This is a genomic window from Luteimonas sp. BLCC-B24, from assembly GCF_028550595.1.
Taxonomy (GTDB): Bacteria; Pseudomonadota; Gammaproteobacteria; order Xanthomonadales; family Xanthomonadaceae; genus Luteimonas.
In genome coordinates this window covers 727,332-742,439 of sequence record NZ_JAQQGN010000001.1, presented here as the reverse complement: position 1 = coordinate 742,439, position 15,108 = coordinate 727,332, and the positions used below count along the sequence as shown (strand labels likewise).

General features: G+C 69.8%; 15 protein-coding genes. 9 read left to right on the top strand and 6 right to left on the bottom strand.

Translation table 11 applies throughout. The features are described from left to right. The first annotated feature begins 14 nt into the window (after positions 1–14). The 9 genes from PQS31_RS03615 to PQS31_RS03575 all read left to right on the top strand — a co-directional run bounded on the left by PQS31_RS03615 (position 15) and on the right by PQS31_RS03575 (position 7,734). A complete protein-coding gene (locus PQS31_RS03615; protein ID WP_272761302.1) occupies positions 15–1,274 on the top strand; it encodes a DUF819 family protein in 1,260 nt (419 codons plus the stop codon). Between the two features lie 167 nt (positions 1,275–1,441). After that, positions 1,442–1,873: a roadblock/LC7 domain-containing protein gene (locus PQS31_RS03610; protein ID WP_272761301.1), complete on the top strand. Its 432-nt coding sequence runs from the start codon at positions 1,442–1,444 to the stop codon at positions 1,871–1,873. A 92-nt stretch (positions 1,874–1,965) separates the two neighbouring features. Beyond that, positions 1,966–2,328 (top strand): roadblock/LC7 domain-containing protein, encoded by a 363-nt coding sequence (locus tag PQS31_RS03605; RefSeq protein WP_272761300.1) that lies wholly within the window; start codon positions 1,966–1,968, stop codon positions 2,326–2,328. A gap of 73 nt (positions 2,329–2,401) precedes the next feature. Continuing rightward, complete coding sequence (locus PQS31_RS03600; protein WP_272761299.1) at positions 2,402–3,409, top strand: hypothetical protein; 1,008 nt, start codon at positions 2,402–2,404, stop codon at positions 3,407–3,409. A 31-nt stretch (positions 3,410–3,440) separates the two neighbouring features. Continuing rightward, on the top strand, positions 3,441–3,953 hold the full coding sequence (locus PQS31_RS03595; RefSeq protein ID WP_336314323.1) for an ATP/GTP-binding protein: 513 nt from the start codon (positions 3,441–3,443) through the stop codon (positions 3,951–3,953). 153 nt (positions 3,954–4,106) lie between these two features. Continuing rightward, positions 4,107–5,795, top strand: a complete 1,689-nt coding sequence (locus PQS31_RS03590; protein ID WP_272761297.1) for a carbon starvation protein A — start codon at positions 4,107–4,109, stop codon at positions 5,793–5,795. 4 nt (positions 5,796–5,799) lie between these two features. Beyond that, positions 5,800–6,072: a cory-CC-star protein gene (locus PQS31_RS03585; RefSeq protein ID WP_272761296.1), complete on the top strand. Its 273-nt coding sequence runs from the start codon at positions 5,800–5,802 to the stop codon at positions 6,070–6,072. After that, a complete protein-coding gene (locus PQS31_RS03580; RefSeq protein ID WP_272761295.1) occupies positions 6,063–7,070 on the top strand; it encodes an ArsA family ATPase in 1,008 nt (335 codons plus the stop codon). Before PQS31_RS03585 ends, PQS31_RS03580 begins: the two co-directional genes overlap by 10 nt. A 28-nt stretch (positions 7,071–7,098) precedes the next feature. Further along, positions 7,099–7,734, top strand: coding sequence for an exopolysaccharide biosynthesis protein (locus tag PQS31_RS03575; protein ID WP_272761294.1), 636 nt, complete (start codon positions 7,099–7,101; stop codon positions 7,732–7,734). Positions 7,735–7,952: 218 nt separating this feature from the next. Here the strand turns inward: PQS31_RS03575 and PQS31_RS03570 are convergent, their stop codons facing one another. From PQS31_RS03570 to PQS31_RS03545, 6 genes are all read right to left on the bottom strand, one after another. Continuing rightward, on the bottom strand, positions 7,953–8,963 hold the full coding sequence (locus PQS31_RS03570) for a magnesium and cobalt transport protein CorA (protein WP_272761293.1): 1,011 nt from the start codon (positions 8,961–8,963) through the stop codon (positions 7,953–7,955). A 117-nt stretch (positions 8,964–9,080) separates the two neighbouring features. Continuing rightward, positions 9,081–11,120 carry a glycoside hydrolase family 97 protein gene (locus PQS31_RS03565; protein WP_272761292.1) on the bottom strand — a complete coding sequence of 680 codons (2,040 nt, stop codon included), beginning with the start codon at positions 11,118–11,120 and terminating at the stop codon, positions 9,081–9,083. Positions 11,121–11,382: 262 nt separating this feature from the next. After that, positions 11,383–12,606, bottom strand: a complete 1,224-nt coding sequence (locus tag PQS31_RS03560; protein ID WP_272761291.1) for a DUF4105 domain-containing protein — start codon at positions 12,604–12,606, stop codon at positions 11,383–11,385. Continuing rightward, positions 12,593–13,462, bottom strand: coding sequence for a transporter associated domain-containing protein (locus PQS31_RS03555; protein WP_272761290.1), 870 nt, complete (start codon positions 13,460–13,462; stop codon positions 12,593–12,595). The genes PQS31_RS03560 and PQS31_RS03555 overlap by 14 nt, the downstream gene beginning before the upstream one ends. A gap of 72 nt (positions 13,463–13,534) precedes the next feature. Further along, entirely contained in the window at positions 13,535–14,023 is a 489-nt protein-coding gene (gene ybeY, locus PQS31_RS03550; RefSeq protein WP_272761289.1) for an rRNA maturation RNase YbeY, read from the bottom strand. Beyond that, on the bottom strand, positions 14,020–15,018 hold the full coding sequence (locus PQS31_RS03545) for a PhoH family protein (protein ID WP_272761288.1): 999 nt from the start codon (positions 15,016–15,018) through the stop codon (positions 14,020–14,022). The genes ybeY and PQS31_RS03545 overlap by 4 nt, the downstream gene beginning before the upstream one ends. Positions 15,019–15,108: the final 90 nt, after the last annotated feature.

Genomic DNA, 15,108 nt, shown 5'->3' with positions numbered 1-15,108 from the left:
GGAATCTCCGTTCGATGGCGATCGAGTCCACCGTGCCCTCCACCGCGCTGATCACCAGCGACATCGTCCTGTTCGGCCTGATCGCCGCCACGCTGGGCCTGATCTTCTGGCTGGCCAGCGGGCCGACGCCGTTCTGGAAGAGGTTCTTCGCCTGGGTGCCGGCGCTGCTGCTGTGCTATTTCGTGCCGGCGTTTTACAACACGGTGGGTCTGATCGACGGCGGCAACAGCGCGCTCTACAACCCGGTCGCCAGTCGGGTGCTGCTGCCGGCCGCGCTGGTGCTGCTGACGCTGTCGATCGATCTCAAGGGCATCCTGCGCCTCGGCCCCAAGCTGTTGTTCGTGTTCGTCGCCGGCACCTTCGGCATCGTGCTCGGCGCGCTGGTGTCGTTCCAGCTGATGGAATGGCTCTGGCCGGCGGCCGTGGCCGGCGATACCTGGAAAGGCATGGCCGCGCTCGCCGGCAGCTGGATCGGCGGCGGCGCGAACATGGTGGCGATGCGTGAGGTGTACGAGGTCGACGCCACGCTGTTCGGCCAGTTCGCCGTCGTCGACGTGGCCATGGCCAGTGCGCTGATGGCGACGCTGCTGTTCCTGGCCAACCGTTCGGCGCAGATCGATGCGCGCTCCGGCGCGGACACCCGTGCGATCGACGAGATGAAGGCGCGCATGGCCGCCTACGAGGCGGCCAACGCGCGCATTCCGACCTTGACCGATCTGATGGTGATCGTCGGTGTCGCCTTCGGCCTGGTCGGGCTGGCGCATGCGATCGCGACCCCGCTCGCGGCGTGGTTCGGCGCCAATGTCGCCTCGGCCGCGCAGCTGAGCCTGGACTCGGCCTTCGTCTGGGTGGTGCTGCTGGCGACGGCCGCCGGGCTGGGCCTGAGTTTCACCCCGGTGCGGCGCCTCGAAAGCGCCGGCGCCTCGAAGATCGGCACGGTGTTCCTGTATTTCCTGATCGCCTGCATCGGCATGCAGATGGATTTCACCCAGCTCTTCGACCGGCTCGAACTCATCGCGATCGGCGTGATCTGGATGACGGTGCACGTGCTGGTGATCTGGGGCGCGGCGCGTCTGGTGCGGGCGCCGATGTTCTACGTCGGCGTGGGTTCGATGGGCAACGTCGGCGCGGCGGCCTCGGCGCCGGTGATCGCCGCGGCCTTCCATCCGACCCTGGCGCCGGTCGGCGTGCTGCTGGGAACGGTGGGCTATGCCACCGGCACCGTGGTGGCCTATTTCACCGGCCAGCTGCTGCGGTTGATGGCCGGCCAGTAGCAGAGGGCGATCGCGCGAGCAACGTCGTGGCGTGTCAGAAAATGCCGCGGCCGGGCAGATCCGATGCGGGATGGACACCGGTTCACCTTGACCGCCGTCACGCCGTATCCGGGCATTTGGCACGTCTCCTGCTTGAAGCTTCGCCGTTCCCGAACCCGGCCGCTCTCGTGCAACAGGCAACACTGGACAAAGTCGTCAGCATCACCGCGCGCGATCCCGGCGCTGCACGCCCGGACGCGGAGACCATCCGCGGCGAGTTCGAGCGCGTGCAGTCGCGTGCCAAGGGCGTGGCGATGCTGCTGCTCTCCACCGCCGACGGCCGTGCCGTGGCCGACTGGACCAACGCCCGTCTGGATCCGCGCCGGGTCGCGGCGATGACCAACTCGTTCCTCACGCTGGGCGAAACGCTGGCCAAGGAAGTGGGAATGTCGGCGGCCGACCACGCCACGATCTCCACCGGCCACGGCAGTCTGGTGGTCATCCGCATCAACGGCACCCGGCCCTACACGCTCGCCGTGCTGGGCGACCATCAGGCCACCCTGGCCGTGCTGCTGTTCGCCGCCCGCGAGTGCGCTGCGCGCATCCGCGACCGGCTCTGATCCGTACTCCGTAGTCCACCTCCCGATCCGCGACGCGTCGTGCGTGCGCGATCGTTCCTCCGCTCGACCTCATGCAGCACAAGGACATTCCAATGGCAGGCAATCTCAGTCTCGATCAGCTCAACGGCATCGCCGGTTTCATCGGTGCGGCGCTGGTCGACAGCGACAGCGGCATGGCGCTGGGCACCCTCGGCGGCGGCGCGCTGGATCTCGAGGTCGCGGCCGCGGGCAATACCGAAGTCATCCGCTCCAAGCGCAACGTCGCCCGGATGCTCGGTCTGGACGACACCATCGAGGACATCCTGATCACGCTGGGCCATCAGTACCACCTGATCCGTCCGCTGGAGAGCAACCCCGCGCTGTTCCTCTACGTGGCGCTGGACCGGGCGAAGTCGAACCTGGCGATGGCGCGCCACGAGCTGAAGGCGTTCGAGCGCACGCTCGATTTCAAGTAAGCCGCCTCACGCCCCTGCATCGCGACGCCGGGCCCGGCCCCGCCGGCCGGCGCAGCGGTGCGCGCGCAGCGCCATGACGTCGCCCCGCTACCAGCACGCCAGCATCGCGGCCGCCGGCCTCGACCTGCTGCACATGACCCGGCTCAAAGTGGCGTGCTCGCTGCTGATGGCCGAGCGCGTGCACGCGCAGCTCTCGGCCTGGCCGGGGGCCGGCATCCGCCTTCTCGTCGCCGGCGTGGACACCGACGAGGGCGCGCGCGCCGCCCTGCAGGGCCGCGAGACCGGCGTGACCGTGCTGCCGATCGCGCGCGGCGTCCACGCCGATGCCGACATCCTGCGCCACGGTGCCACGGTCAAGGAGCTGTTCGATCGCCTCCTTCTGCTGCTCGGCGACGAGGCGATGCCGCACGAACCGGCAGCCGCGCCGCCGCCGCTCGCCACGGTGACGCGCGTCGAAGCGGCTCGCCCGCCGCACGCACGCCGTCTGCTCGACTGCGTGGCCGCGACACCGGGCACGGTGACCCTGCTCGAATCCGCCGATCTGCGGCTGGCGATCGATCGCGGGCGCGGCGTGGTGCACCTGGCGCGCGCCGAGGACGCGAGCGCCTTGATCGCAGCCTGCGGGCGCGTCGGTTGGCGGGTCGAACAGCGTGCGCGCACTGCCTTCGACCCGGTGGCCGAGGGCCTGCCGGCGGCGACGCCGCTCGAAACCGTCGTGTGGCAGGCCGCGGCGGCGGGCGCGGAGCCCGTGGGCGAATACCCGGATGGCGCGGGCCTCGGTCTGTCCGGTTGGCCCACACTCGATGCCGCCAGCTTCCCGGTCACCTGGCTGCTGCCGGTGGCCTGTCTGCTGCAGCGTCCGTGGTCGGCGGCCGCCCTGGCCGAGGCCTGCGGCGCTGCGGACAGCGACATCGCCCGGCTGTTCGCAGCCGTGCATCACAGCGGGCTGGCCGTGGCCGGCCCGACGCGCACGTCACCCGCGACGCCGGCGCCCCCGCCGGTGCACAGCCCGCAGACGGGCAGCTTGCTGGCACGTGTCGCGCGCCGGTTCGGACTGCAATTCGGAGGTTCCCGTGGATAACGTCACCACCAAGCTCGTGTTCGTCGGCGACATGGGCGCAGGCAAGACGACGGCGATCCGCGCGATCTCGGACAGCGAGCCGGTCAGCACCGAGATGCCGCTCAGCGAGGACTTCGGCGGCGACAAGACCCATACCACCGTGGCCCTGGACTACAGCTCGATCGAGCTGGAGACCGGCGAGCTGCTGCACGTCTACGGCGTGCCCGGGCAGGCCTATCTCGATTTCATGTGGCCGATGGTGGCCGAGGGCGCGATGGGCATCGTCGTGCTCGTCGATGCGGCGCGCGCCGACCGCGTCGAGAGCACGACCCGGCTGCTGCACCGCTTCGGCGAGCTCGCGCCGCAGGCGTGTTTCGCGGTCGGGGTGACCCGCACCGATCTCACCGACGGCTTCGCGCTGCCCGAATTCCGCGATGCGCTGCTCGCACGCGGGCATCGCCTTCCGGTGCTGCGCGTGGACGCGCGCCAGCCGCTGCAGGTGGACTTCCTGATCAAGGCACTGCTGTCCTACCAGTACGGCCGTTCGCTGACTCCGCCGGGCTGAGGCGGGCGCTCCGCGCGACGCGGGGGTATCGCCGCCTCAGACTTTAGTCGTAGCGCGCGCGGATATCGTCGGCTCGGGGGTTCCCTCGTCACGCCCCAGCGGCGATCCTTCCCCGGCTGCGGTCGTCTGCCGCGAACGAGAGGGGTACTGGAGATGAACGCGATCATCCTGCTGGTCGTCGGCCTGACGATCCTGGCACTGGGCTACTTCCTCTACTCGAAGTTCATCGCCGAGAAGATCTACCGGCTCGAGGCCGATTTCCCGACGCCCGCGCACACCATGCGCGACGGCGTGGACTACGTGCCGACCAACAAGTTCGTGCTCTGGGGGCACCACTTCACCTCGGTGGCCGGCGCGGCGCCGATCGTCGGACCGGCGATCGCGGTGATCTGGGGCTGGGGCCCGGCGTTCCTCTGGGTGGTCTTCGGCACGGTGTTCTTCGCCGGCATGCACGATTTCGGCGCCCTGTGGGCCAGTGTGCGCAACCGCGGCAAATCGATGGGCATGCTCAGCGGCAGCTACATCGGCCGGCGTGGGCGCAACCTGTTCCTGGTGGTGATCTTCCTGCTGCTGCTGATGGTCAACGCCGCGTTCGCGGTGGTGATCTCCAACCTGCTGGTGTCCACGCCGACCTCGGTGATTCCGGTGTGGGGCGCGATCGTGGTCGCGCTGGTGATCGGGCAGCTGATCTACCGGTTCAAGATGGGCCTGTTGTGGCCCTCGGTCATCGGCGTCGCCGTGCTCTACGCACTGATCTGGCTGGGCAGCATGTATCCCATCGTGCTACCCGAGACGGTGCTGGGCATGAACGCCAACTCGACCTGGATCGTGCTGCTGTTCACCTACGCCGGCATCGCCTCGCTGCTGCCGGTGTGGGTGCTGCTGCAGCCGCGCGACTACATCAACGGACTCCAGCTGTTCATCGGCCTCGGCATCCTCTACGCCGCGGTGCTGATCGCCTCGCCGACGATCGTCGCGCCCGCGTTCAACAGTGCCGTGCCTGCCGGCACACCGAGCATCGTGCCGCTGCTGTTCGTCACCATCGCCTGCGGTGCGATCTCGGGCTTTCACGGCATGGTCGCGTCCGGCACCACGTCCAAGCAGCTCGACAAGGAAACCGACGCGCGTTTCGTCGGCTATTTCGGTGCGGTGGGCGAGGGCATGCTGTCGCTGGCCGCGATCATCTGCTGCACCGCCGGCTTCGCCACGCTGGTGGACTGGCAGGCCGTCTACAGCAGCTTCGGCGGCGGCAACGTCACCGCCTTCGTCAACGGCGGCGAGGCGCTGATCACCGCCGGCCTCGGTCTGCCGCAGAACCTCGGCTCCACGCTGCTGGCGACGATGGCCATTCTGTTCGCCGCGACCACGATGGACACCGGCCTGCGCCTGCAGCGCTACGTGGTGCAGGAGGCCGCCGAACTGGCGGGCTTCAAGGTGGGCACCATCCTCGGCACCCTGATCGCGCTTTCGGTGTGCCTGGCGCTCGCGTTCGGCGCGGGCAGCGGCGGCGCGGGCGGCATGGTGATCTGGCCGCTGTTCGGCACCACCAACCAGCTGCTCGCGGCGCTGACCCTGGCGATCATCACCGTCATCCTGATCCGCAAGGGACGCAATCCCCTGTTCACCGGCATCCCGATGGTGTTCCTGCTGATCATGTCGGTGTACGCGCTGGTGGTGCAGCTGGGCACGTTCTACAACGACGGCAAGTGGCTGTTGCTGGGCATGGACATCGTGATCCTGATCGCGGCGCTGTGGGTGGCGTTCGAAGCGGGCCTGGCGATGCGCAAGGGCCGCGACGGCGGCGCCGGCCCCGACGGTGTGCTGGAGTCCGAGCGGGCCTGATGCCGTGAGCGATGCGCCCATGCCGTCGCGCTGGGCCCGCCTGTCGGCGGGCCTGGCCGAGTTCTACGCGGCGCCCTACCGGCGCACGCTGGCACGCGCGCAGCGCGACGAGGACGACCTGTTCATGCTGATGGTGTTCTCCGAATCGCTGGGCGTGCCCAATCCGGTGGGGTACTACACGCTGGAACTGATGCCGGCGATGTACGACCGCTTCCACGCCTGGCACCGGCGCATGGGCCTGGAGCGCTCGCCGCTGGACCATGTTTCATGCTGCTGAGCCGCGCGGCCGCGCGCCGCGTCGTGTTCGTGGGCGGCAAGGGTGGGGTGGGCAAGACGTCGGTGGCCTCGGCGCTCGCGCTCGCCCAGGCCCGCGCCGGTCGCCGCGTGCTGCTGGTGTCGACCGATCCGGCCCACAATCTCGGCCATCTGTGGCAGTGCACGGTCGGACCCGAACCCCGGCCGCTCGTACCGGGGCTCGATGCGGTGGAACTGGACCCCGACGCCACCGTGGCCGCGCATCTGCAGCAGGTGGGCGATGCCCTGCGACGGTTGATGCCCGAGCACCTGGCCGGCGAGGTCGGCAAGCATCTGTCGTTGTCGCAGGACGCGCCCGGCATGCACGAGGCCGCCCTGCTGGAGCGCATCGCCGAGCTGGTGCACGACGGGCTGTCGCGCTACGACCTGCTGGTCTTCGATACCGCGCCGTCCGGTCACACCGCGCGGCTGATGGCACTGCCGGAGATGCTGACCGCATGGACCGAGGGCCTGCTGCAGCGGCAGGAGCGCAGCGAGCGCTTCGGCGCCGCGCTGCGCAGTCTCGGCCGCGACGACGGCATCGGCGCACGTGCGCTCGGTGGTGACGCACCTGCGTCGACGCCCGCCGACCGCGACCAGACGATCCGGTCCCTGCTGCACCGGCGCCGGCACCGGTTCGAACATCTGCGCGCCACGCTGGCCGATCCGGAGCGCACCGCGTTCTTCATCGTGCTGGCCGCCGAGCGCCTGCCGGTGCTCGAAACCATCGAACTGCACGCGCAGTTGCGGCGTGCGGGCATCGACGTGGCCGGCCTGGTGGTCAACAAGCGGGCACCGCGCGATGCCGGCGCCTTCCTGGCCGAACGGCATGCGCAGGAGGCCGCGCACCTCGACACGCTGCGCGCCGCGCTGCCCGCCTTGCCCATGCAGCAACTGCCGCTGCTCGCCAGCGACGTGGTCGGTGTCGCCGCACTCGAGGCATTCGGCGCGCTGCTGGCGGCGCCGGCCGGGACGCGGTGACCGGCGCCCGGTCGTCGCATCGCTCGACATGGCCACCCCCTCCACCTCGTCGCTGCGCGAGCAGTTGCAGACACTGATCGAGGGCCTGCCCGACGGCGACGTCGAGGTGGGCGCGCTGGTCGATGCGCTGGGCGGCCAAGGCGGGCTGCTGCTGGTGATCCTGCTGGCCCTGGTGTTCCTGATTCCGGTCTCGATTCCCGGTGTCAGCACCGTCTTCGGCGTGGTGATCGTGCTGATCGGAGTCGCGCGGATACGCGGGCGGCCCGTGTGGCTGCCGGCGTCGGTGCGCGCTCGGCGCGTGCCCGCCGGACGGATGCGCGGCGCGCTGGACGTCGGCCTGACGTGGGTGCGCAGGCTCGAGCGCATCTGCCGGCCCGGGCGTCTGGCGGCTCTGGGCGACGGGCGCGGCGCCGGCCCGTTCCACAATGCGGCACTGATTCTCGGCGCCTTGCTGCTGATGGCGCCGTTCGGCTTCGTTCCGTTCAGCAACACCGTGCCCGGGATTGCGCTGATCTGCCTGGCGATCGGCCTGCTGCAGCGCGACGGTTTGCTGGTGCTGCTCGGCCATCTGATGAACATGGCGGCGATCGTGTATTTCGCGCTGCTGATCGGCGGGGGTGGCGCCGCGCTGCGCGAGTTCGTGTCCCGGATGTGGCCCGGTTAGTTCCGCCGGCGTCGACCTCGCACATGACGTCGCAGATGCCGATCGTGCCGCCCGCATGCGCGCGCCATCCGCGTGTTCCGGATACCACCGATCCCGCGTCGGTGCGCGCCTGCAACCAGGCACACGACCGCGTGGCGGGCTGGAACGGGCGCGGGGCGCGGCGGGCATCGGAACCCGGCCACGCTGCACGCGCACGCGCGCCGTGCACCGGATCGCGGCTACAGCCAGCGCGCCTTCTTGAACATCCGATAGAGCACGATCACCACCACGCCCACGCTGCCGATCAGCAGCGGGTAGGCGTACCGGTCGTCGAGCTCGGGCATGTTGTGGAAGTTCATGCCGTACCAGCTGGTGATCAGCGTGGGGGCGGCGAGCAGCGCGGCCCAGGCGCCCAGCTTCTTCACGATCTCGCCCTGGGTCAGCGTCACCAGCGCCTGGTTCACGCCCAGCGCGGTGCCGAGCATGTCGCGGATCGCGTCGATGGTTTCGTTGATGCGCACCGAGTGGTCGAGTACATCGCGGATGTAGAGCCGCGCGTCGGGCGGGATCAGCGGGCTGCTGCTGCGCACGAGCTGCGAGAGCACGTCCTGCAGCGGTGTCACCGCGACGCGCATGTAGGTCAGTTCGCGCTTGAGCTGGTAGAGCCGGATGACGATGCCGCGGTGGAACTGTTCGCTGACGATCTCCGCTTCCAGCGCGTTGAGCGTCGCCTTGAAGTCGTCGACGATCGGCAGGTAGTTGTCGACGATCGCGTCGAGCACCGCGTACAGCGCCGCCGACGGACCCAGTGCCAGCAGCTCGGGTTCGCGCTCGATGCGCTGGCGGGCGGGCGCGTAGGAGAGTGAGGCGCCGTGGCGCACGGTCACCAGATACCGCGGGCCGAGAAACACGTGGGTTTCGCCGTAGGCGATGCGCTCGTCGATCGCCTGGGCGGTGTTCGCCACGATGAACAGCGAGTCGCCGTAGGCCTCGATCTTGGGGCGCTGATGGGCCTTGCCGGCGTCCTCGATCGCAAGATCGTGCAGGCCGAATTCGGCCTGCAGCACCGCGAGCACCTGGCGGTCCGGCTCGAACAGCCCGATCCACACGAAGCTGCCGTCGTCGACGGCGAGCACGTCGCTGATGTCGTCGAGCAGGATGTCACGCTTGCCGCCCGGGCCGTAGAGCGCGCAATTGACCACGCAGGCCGGGTTGGGAGCGGACGGGGCGGGCAGGGTCGAGGGCGGCATCGCGCCATCGTCCGTCAGGCGGCGCGCGCGGACAAGCGCGGGCTGCATGCGGGCGCGCAGCTGCGCGCCGTCGCGCCTCTGGGGCGACACCGCGCGCCCGCCGGCGCGGGCCGCGGGTCAGTGCGCGACGAACCGGATCGCCTGTCCACCGCCCGAGGCCATCACGATCGACACGGTGTCGCCGGCACCGACCTCGCGCGTCTCGATCGCGATCGCATGTGCATCCGCGCGCCAGCCTGCGCCGTCGCCGTCGCGGTAGATCTGCGCGGTGTAGCGACGGCCCGGCTCGAGGAAATCCAGTGGTACCGCGACGGTGCGCGCGCTGTCGTCGGTCACCGCGCCCAGATACCAGTCGTCGCCGCCCCGCTCGCGGCGCGCGATCACCGCGTACTCGCCGACCGCGCCGTCGAGCGCCCGCGTCTCCTCCCAGTCCACCGGCACGTCGCGGACGAACCGGAATGCCTCGGGGCGCGATTCGTAGTGCTCGAGCAGATCCGCGGCCATCTGCAACGGACTGTAGATCACCACGTACAGCGCCAGCTGCTTGGCCAGGGTGGTCGCCATCGGCGCGCCGGATTTGGTGTCCATGCCGAAGATGCCGGGGGTGAAATCCATCGGCCCGGCGAGCAGACGCGTGTAGACCAGGGTGGCTTCGTGCTCGGGCGGATTGCCCGGCTGGCCCCAGGCGTTGTATTCCATGCCGCGTGCACCCTCGCGGGTGACGAGATTGGGATAGGTGCGGCGCAGGCCCGTGTCCTTGACCGGCTCGTGCGGATTGACGCTGATACGCTGCGCCGCCGCAGCCTCGACCACGCGCTGGTGGTGGCGCACCATCGCCTGGCCTTCGTGCCAGGCGTAACGAAGCGCGCCGTCGTCGCCGCGCACCTTGGCCTGGCCCGCATCGGCGACGTAGCCGGTCTTGACCGCCTGCACGCCGAGGCGACCGTACAACGCCATCGCATCGTCGAGCTGCGCTTCGTAATGCGCGGCGTGGCCCGACGTCTCGTGATGGCCGATCAGGGTCACGCCCTTCTCGCGCGCATGGCGGGTCACCGCCTCGAGGTCGAAGTCGGGGTAGGGCCGGGTGAAGCTGAAAGTCTCGCCGTTGCCGAACCAGTCGCCGTCCCAGCCGACGTTCCAGCCTTCCACCAGCACGCCGCCGAAGCCGTTCTCGGCGGCGAAGTCGATGTGCCGGATCGCATGCGCCGTCGTGGCGCCGTGCTTGGACCCCGAGGCCCAGGTCTTGCGGTCGAGGTGCATCTCCCACCAGATGCCGACGTACTTCATCGGCCGCACCCAAGACACGTCACCGAGCGCATTGGGTGCGTTGAGGTTGAGGATCAGCTGCGATTCGACCAGCCCGCCGGCGCGCTCGCTGATCTGGATCGTGCGCCAGGGCGTGGCGAACGGTGCGGCGACGTCGACCTTCGCCGCGCCGGTGCCCGGCGTCAGTGCGGCCTTGAAGCGTCGGCCCTCGGCGCGCGTGAGGTTCATGCCCGAATAGTCGACCAGCGCCGCCTCGTGGATCGCCAGATGCAGACCGTCATTGGTCCGCAACGTGATCGGCGTCTGCGCCAGCCCCACCTCCTCGACCGGCGTGCGATGGTAGATGTACTCCTCGCGGTTCCATTCGAAGGCGGGAATCCACCAGGCAGTGGCCGGGTCGGCGATGTCGAACTCGGTCAGTTCCTCGGCGATCGACAGACGCTCGAGCCCGGCCTGTCCCGGAATGTCGTAGCGGAAGCCGATGCCGTCATCGAACACCCGGAACACCACGTCGAAGCGGCGCTTGGAGCCCGTGGTCTCGGCCAGCGTGACGCGCAGTTCGTTGTGGTGGTCGCGCATGCGCCGGCGCTCGCCCCAGGGCTGCTCCCAGCGTTCGTCGTGTGTGCGGCTGCGCTGCGCGGTGATCGCGAGATTGCGCTCGAGTTTGGGGACGTCGGTGAACATCAGGCCCAGCCGCGACGGCGCGATGACCGGACGCCCGTCGCGGCTCACGGCGTAGCTGGCGCGCCCCTCGTTGTCGGTGGTGACGTCGACGGTGATGCGGGCATCCGGCGAGGCGATGCGCGCGCTGCTACGCGGCTCGGCGGCGGAGGCGGCGAAGGCGGCGAGCGGCAACAGCGCCGCCAGCAATCCGGCGAGACGGTTCGACATCGTGCGGCACCCTCCCAGGCGCGGTCGGTCGTGGAGTCGTCGGAGTCTGGCACGCGGATCCCGCGAGGTTCGGCTGCATACGTATGCACGCCCGAGCTGCTCCTTCGGGAGCGCGCCTGCGCGCAGAACACGCGGATACAGAGGCCGCGCAGGCGCGGGCGGTTCGCGGTGCTGGTCGCTGCCGGCCACGTGGAAGGTGAGGGACGAAAACGACCGGATGCGACGGCGAGATCGGCTCGGGCTTTCGCGCGCGAGCGCCCGCCTACGCGGTGCGGCGCTCGCGCAGCGCGACGAGCAGCGCCACGTGCACCGGCATCAGCAGCGACAGCCAAGCCGCGTTGCGCTGCGGCAGCACAGGCAGCCAATGCAGGAACACCGCGACCACCCCGCACAGCACGACGGCGGCGAGCGTCCACGCGAACATGCGCCCCGGCGCGCGACCGCGAACGATCCGCCAGCCGCCGGGCAACAACAGCGCGCACAGCGGGTTGAACAGCAGCAGGTTCTGGTTGCGCCAGGCGAAGCCGTGCGCGGTGCCCAGCCACAGGAACAGCATCACCCCGCCGAGCAGCGCACACGCCGTCCAGACCGGCAGCGCCGCGGCCGCCAGCGCGCGTGGCGCGACGCGTCCGGCGACCAGGATTCCGAGGCCCAGCACCGCGCCGGCCGCCAGCCACGGCCACAGCAGACGCGGCCGTTCCGCCGGCTCCGGCGCCTGGGTGTGCGGCACGATGACCTGTTCGCTGGACACCAGTGGACGGCCGTCGACGTTGCGTGCCTCGCGCAGCGCGTCGGCCAGGCGCATCGGCACGAAGGTGTCGTCCCAGATCGAATTGGGCCGGTCCGCGGCCGGGCCGAGACCGATGTCGAAGCCGATCCACATCCACGGCGCCGGCGAGGCGAGGCGCACGGCGTCACCGCGGTAACTGTTGCCGCGCGAGCGGCCCTGGAGCTGGCCGCGCAGCGCGCCACCGAGCGCGCGGTCGATGGCGTCGCGTACGCGGGTGGAGCAGTTGTCGGTGAAGTAGTCGTAGCGGTAGTGCGCGTGCTCGGGCTTGGCGTTCTCGGCCAGCGCCGCGGCCAGCGCGCGCGCCTGGGCCGGATCGAGATCGAGCCACTGGATCGAGACCCCGCGGCCGACGTCGCGGTAGTAGGCCAGGTCATCCGCGAACGGCAGCGCGGCGAGCATGTAACGCATGTCGCCACGGATGAAGCGGGACATGAAGTCCGGCTCGCTGGGATCGAAGAAGCCGAAGTTGTACGACAGCGGCTCCGGTTCGGCCGGATCGTCGACGATCAGCGCGTTGTGACCGAAGCGCTCGAAGAACACGTCGCCGGGCTGCATCGTGGCCACGCCGATCTGCGGCACGTCGTCGCGCGCCGGCGTCTGCGCCGCGCCGGTCAACGGCCACAGGCAAAGGCACAGCAGCAACGCACACAGGCGCGTGATCATGCGCGCCGGGCTGCGCGCGTCAGTCTTCGGCATGCACGCTGACGTGCAGCGCATGCAGGCGCCGCGAGTCGGCATCGGTGACCCGGAACGCGAACCGGCCGAGCGTGAGCTCTTCGCCGACCTCGGGCAGGTGCCCGATCGCGCCGATGATCACGCCGCCGATCGTGTCGTACTCGTCGTCGTCGAAATCGGCACCGAAGCGTTCGTTGAAATCCTCGATCGGCGTCAGCGCGCTGACCGCGAACTGGCCGTCGGCCTGCGCGGCGATCAGTGCGTTCGGGTCCTCGGCGTCGTCGTGCTCGTCGTCGATCTCGCCGACGATCTCCTCGAGCACATCCTCGATCGTCAACAGGCCCGCCACGCCGCCGTACTCGTCGATGACGATCGCCATGTGATTGCGCGACTGGCGGAACTCGCGCAGCAGCACGTTGAGCTTCTTCGAGCCGGGAATCAGCACGGCCGGGCGCAGCAGTTCGTGGATGGTGCCCGGCCCGTTGTCGGCGACCACGCCGCGCAGCAGGTCCTTGGCGAGCAGGATGCCGAGGATCTCGTCCTTGTCGTCGCCGTGTACCGGAAACCGCGAGTGGCCGGATTCGACCACCTGGCGCATCAGGTCGAGGAACGGCGCATCGGCCGGCAGCGCGACCATCTGCGCGCGCGGAATCATGATGTCGCCGACCGTCTTGGTGGAGATGCCCAGTGCGCCTTCGAGCATGCGCAGCGTGTCGGCATCGATCAGGCCGTCGGCGTGGGTGTCGCGCAGCAGCTCGACGAGGTCGTCGCGGGTGCTGGGCTCGCCGGAGATCGCCGAGCTCAGGCGCTCGAGCCAGCCGCGTCGGCGTTCATGGGGTTCGGAACCGGGGGAGGGTCGACTGTCGTCCTCGGACATGGTGCGGTCGTTCGTTCTGCATGCGTCCGGATGGACGCGGGGTCAGTCTAGCAGGATGGGTCGGACGGGCCGTCAGCGCAGCTCGCCGGCGTAGGGATCGGCGACACCGAGCTCGGCCAGAATCTCGCGCTCGAGCTGCTCCATGGCCTCGGCTTCGGCCGTGTTCTCGTGGTCCCAGCCCAGCAGATGCAGTACGCCGTGGACGGTGAGGTGCGCGTAATGGGCGTTCAGCGCCTTGCCCTGTTCGCCGGCCTCGCGCGCGACCACCGGCGCACAGATCACGAGGTCACCGAGCAGTGGAAGACGCACGCCCTCCGGCAGCCCCTCGGGCAGTTCGGCGGGAAAACTGAGGACGTTGGTGGCGTAGTCCTTGCCGCGGTAATGGCGGTTGAGCGCCTGTCCCTCGTCCTCGCCGACGATGCGGATCGCGAGATCGGCCTCGCGGATCCGGCCGGTCAGTGCGGCGGTGGCCCAGCGGCGGAAGCTCGCGGCCGCGGGCACGCCCCTGCGCGCGGTCGCGTAGCCCACGGCGATGTCGAGATGGATCGGGCCCCGGGTCATGAGCGTGCGTCGCGGCTCGAAGCGGGGCTGCCGTCCGCGGCATCGCGACGCTCGTAGGCGCTGACGATGCGGGCGACCAGCGGATGGCGCACGACGTCGCGCGCCTCGAAGAAGGTGAAGCTCACGCCGTCGACCTCGCGCAACACGTCGATCGCGTCCTTCAGCCCGGATTTCACGTGCTTGGGCAGATCGATCTGGGTCAGATCGCCAGTGACCACCGCGGTGCTGCCGAAGCCGAGACGGGTGAGGAACATCTTCATCTGCTCGATGGTGGTGTTCTGGGCTTCATCGAGGATCACGAACGCGTCGTTGAGCGTGCGGCCGCGCATATAGGCCAGCGGCGCGATCTCGATGACGTTGCGCTCCAGCAGCTTGGCGACCTTTTCCACGCCGAGCATCTCGTACAGCGCGTCGTAGAGCGGCCGCAGGTAGGGGTCCACCTTCTGGGTGAGATCGCCCGGCAGGAAGCCGAGCTTTTCGCCGGCCTCCACCGCGGGGCGCACCAGGATCAGGCGCTGCACCTTGGCCTCGTTGAGCGCCTCGACCGCCATCGCCACGGCCAGAAAGGTCTTGCCGGTGCCGGCCGGGCCGATGCCGAAGTTGATGTCGTGCCCGGTGATGCGATGCAGGTATTTGGCCTGGTTCGCCCCGCGGCCGCGGATGGTGCCGCGCTTGACCCGCACCGCGACCTCCTGCGGCAGGTAGTCGTCGGCGTCGTTGTCCACGTTCGCCGCGCTCAGGCGCAGCGCGATCGCCTGGCTGTCGAAGACTTCGGTCGCGGTCTCGGCATACAGCGCCTTGAGCAGGCGCTCGGCGTCGTCCAGCGCCCCCTTGTCGCGGCTGTTGATCCGGAAGATATTGCCGCGATTGGCGATCTCCACGCCCAGGCGCAGCTCGATCTGGCGCAGGTGACCGTCGAAGGGCCCGGCGAGATTGGCGAGGCGCTCGGTGTCGGCGGGCTCGAGCAGAAAATTGCGTTCGTACAGGTCGGTCATGGCGCGGATTCTAGCGGCGCGGGCGCGTACCGGATGTGCAGGGCGGGCGCACACCTGAGCGGACATGCGGACGCATTCAGCCCGGATCGC

Bases quoted from the DNA above. Each gene is read 5' to 3' on its own strand.
- PQS31_RS03615 (WP_272761302.1), top strand. From the start codon at position 15: ATGGCGATCGAGTCCACCGTGCCCTCCACCGCGCTGATCACCAGCGAC.
- PQS31_RS03605 (WP_272761300.1), top strand. From the start codon at position 1,966: ATGGCAGGCAATCTCAGTCTCGATCAGCTCAACGGCATCGCCGGTTTC.
- PQS31_RS03600 (WP_272761299.1), top strand. From the start codon at position 2,402: ATGACGTCGCCCCGCTACCAGCACGCCAGCATCGCGGCCGCCGGCCTC.
- PQS31_RS03595 (WP_336314323.1), top strand. From the start codon at position 3,441: ATGGGCGCAGGCAAGACGACGGCGATCCGCGCGATCTCGGACAGCGAG.
- PQS31_RS03590 (WP_272761297.1), top strand. From the start codon at position 4,107: ATGAACGCGATCATCCTGCTGGTCGTCGGCCTGACGATCCTGGCACTG.
- PQS31_RS03580 (WP_272761295.1), top strand. From the start codon at position 6,063: ATGCTGCTGAGCCGCGCGGCCGCGCGCCGCGTCGTGTTCGTGGGCGGC.
- PQS31_RS03575 (WP_272761294.1), top strand. From the start codon at position 7,099: ATGGCCACCCCCTCCACCTCGTCGCTGCGCGAGCAGTTGCAGACACTG.
- PQS31_RS03570 (WP_272761293.1), bottom strand. From the start codon at position 8,963: ATGCCGCCCTCGACCCTGCCCGCCCCGTCCGCTCCCAACCCGGCCTGC.
- PQS31_RS03565 (WP_272761292.1), bottom strand. From the start codon at position 11,120: ATGTCGAACCGTCTCGCCGGATTGCTGGCGGCGCTGTTGCCGCTCGCC.
- PQS31_RS03560 (WP_272761291.1), bottom strand. From the start codon at position 12,606: ATGCCGAAGACTGACGCGCGCAGCCCGGCGCGCATGATCACGCGCCTG.
- PQS31_RS03555 (WP_272761290.1), bottom strand. From the start codon at position 13,462: ATGTCCGAGGACGACAGTCGACCCTCCCCCGGTTCCGAACCCCATGAA.
- ybeY (WP_272761289.1), bottom strand. From the start codon at position 14,023: ATGACCCGGGGCCCGATCCATCTCGACATCGCCGTGGGCTACGCGACC.
- PQS31_RS03545 (WP_272761288.1), bottom strand. From the start codon at position 15,018: ATGACCGACCTGTACGAACGCAATTTTCTGCTCGAGCCCGCCGACACC.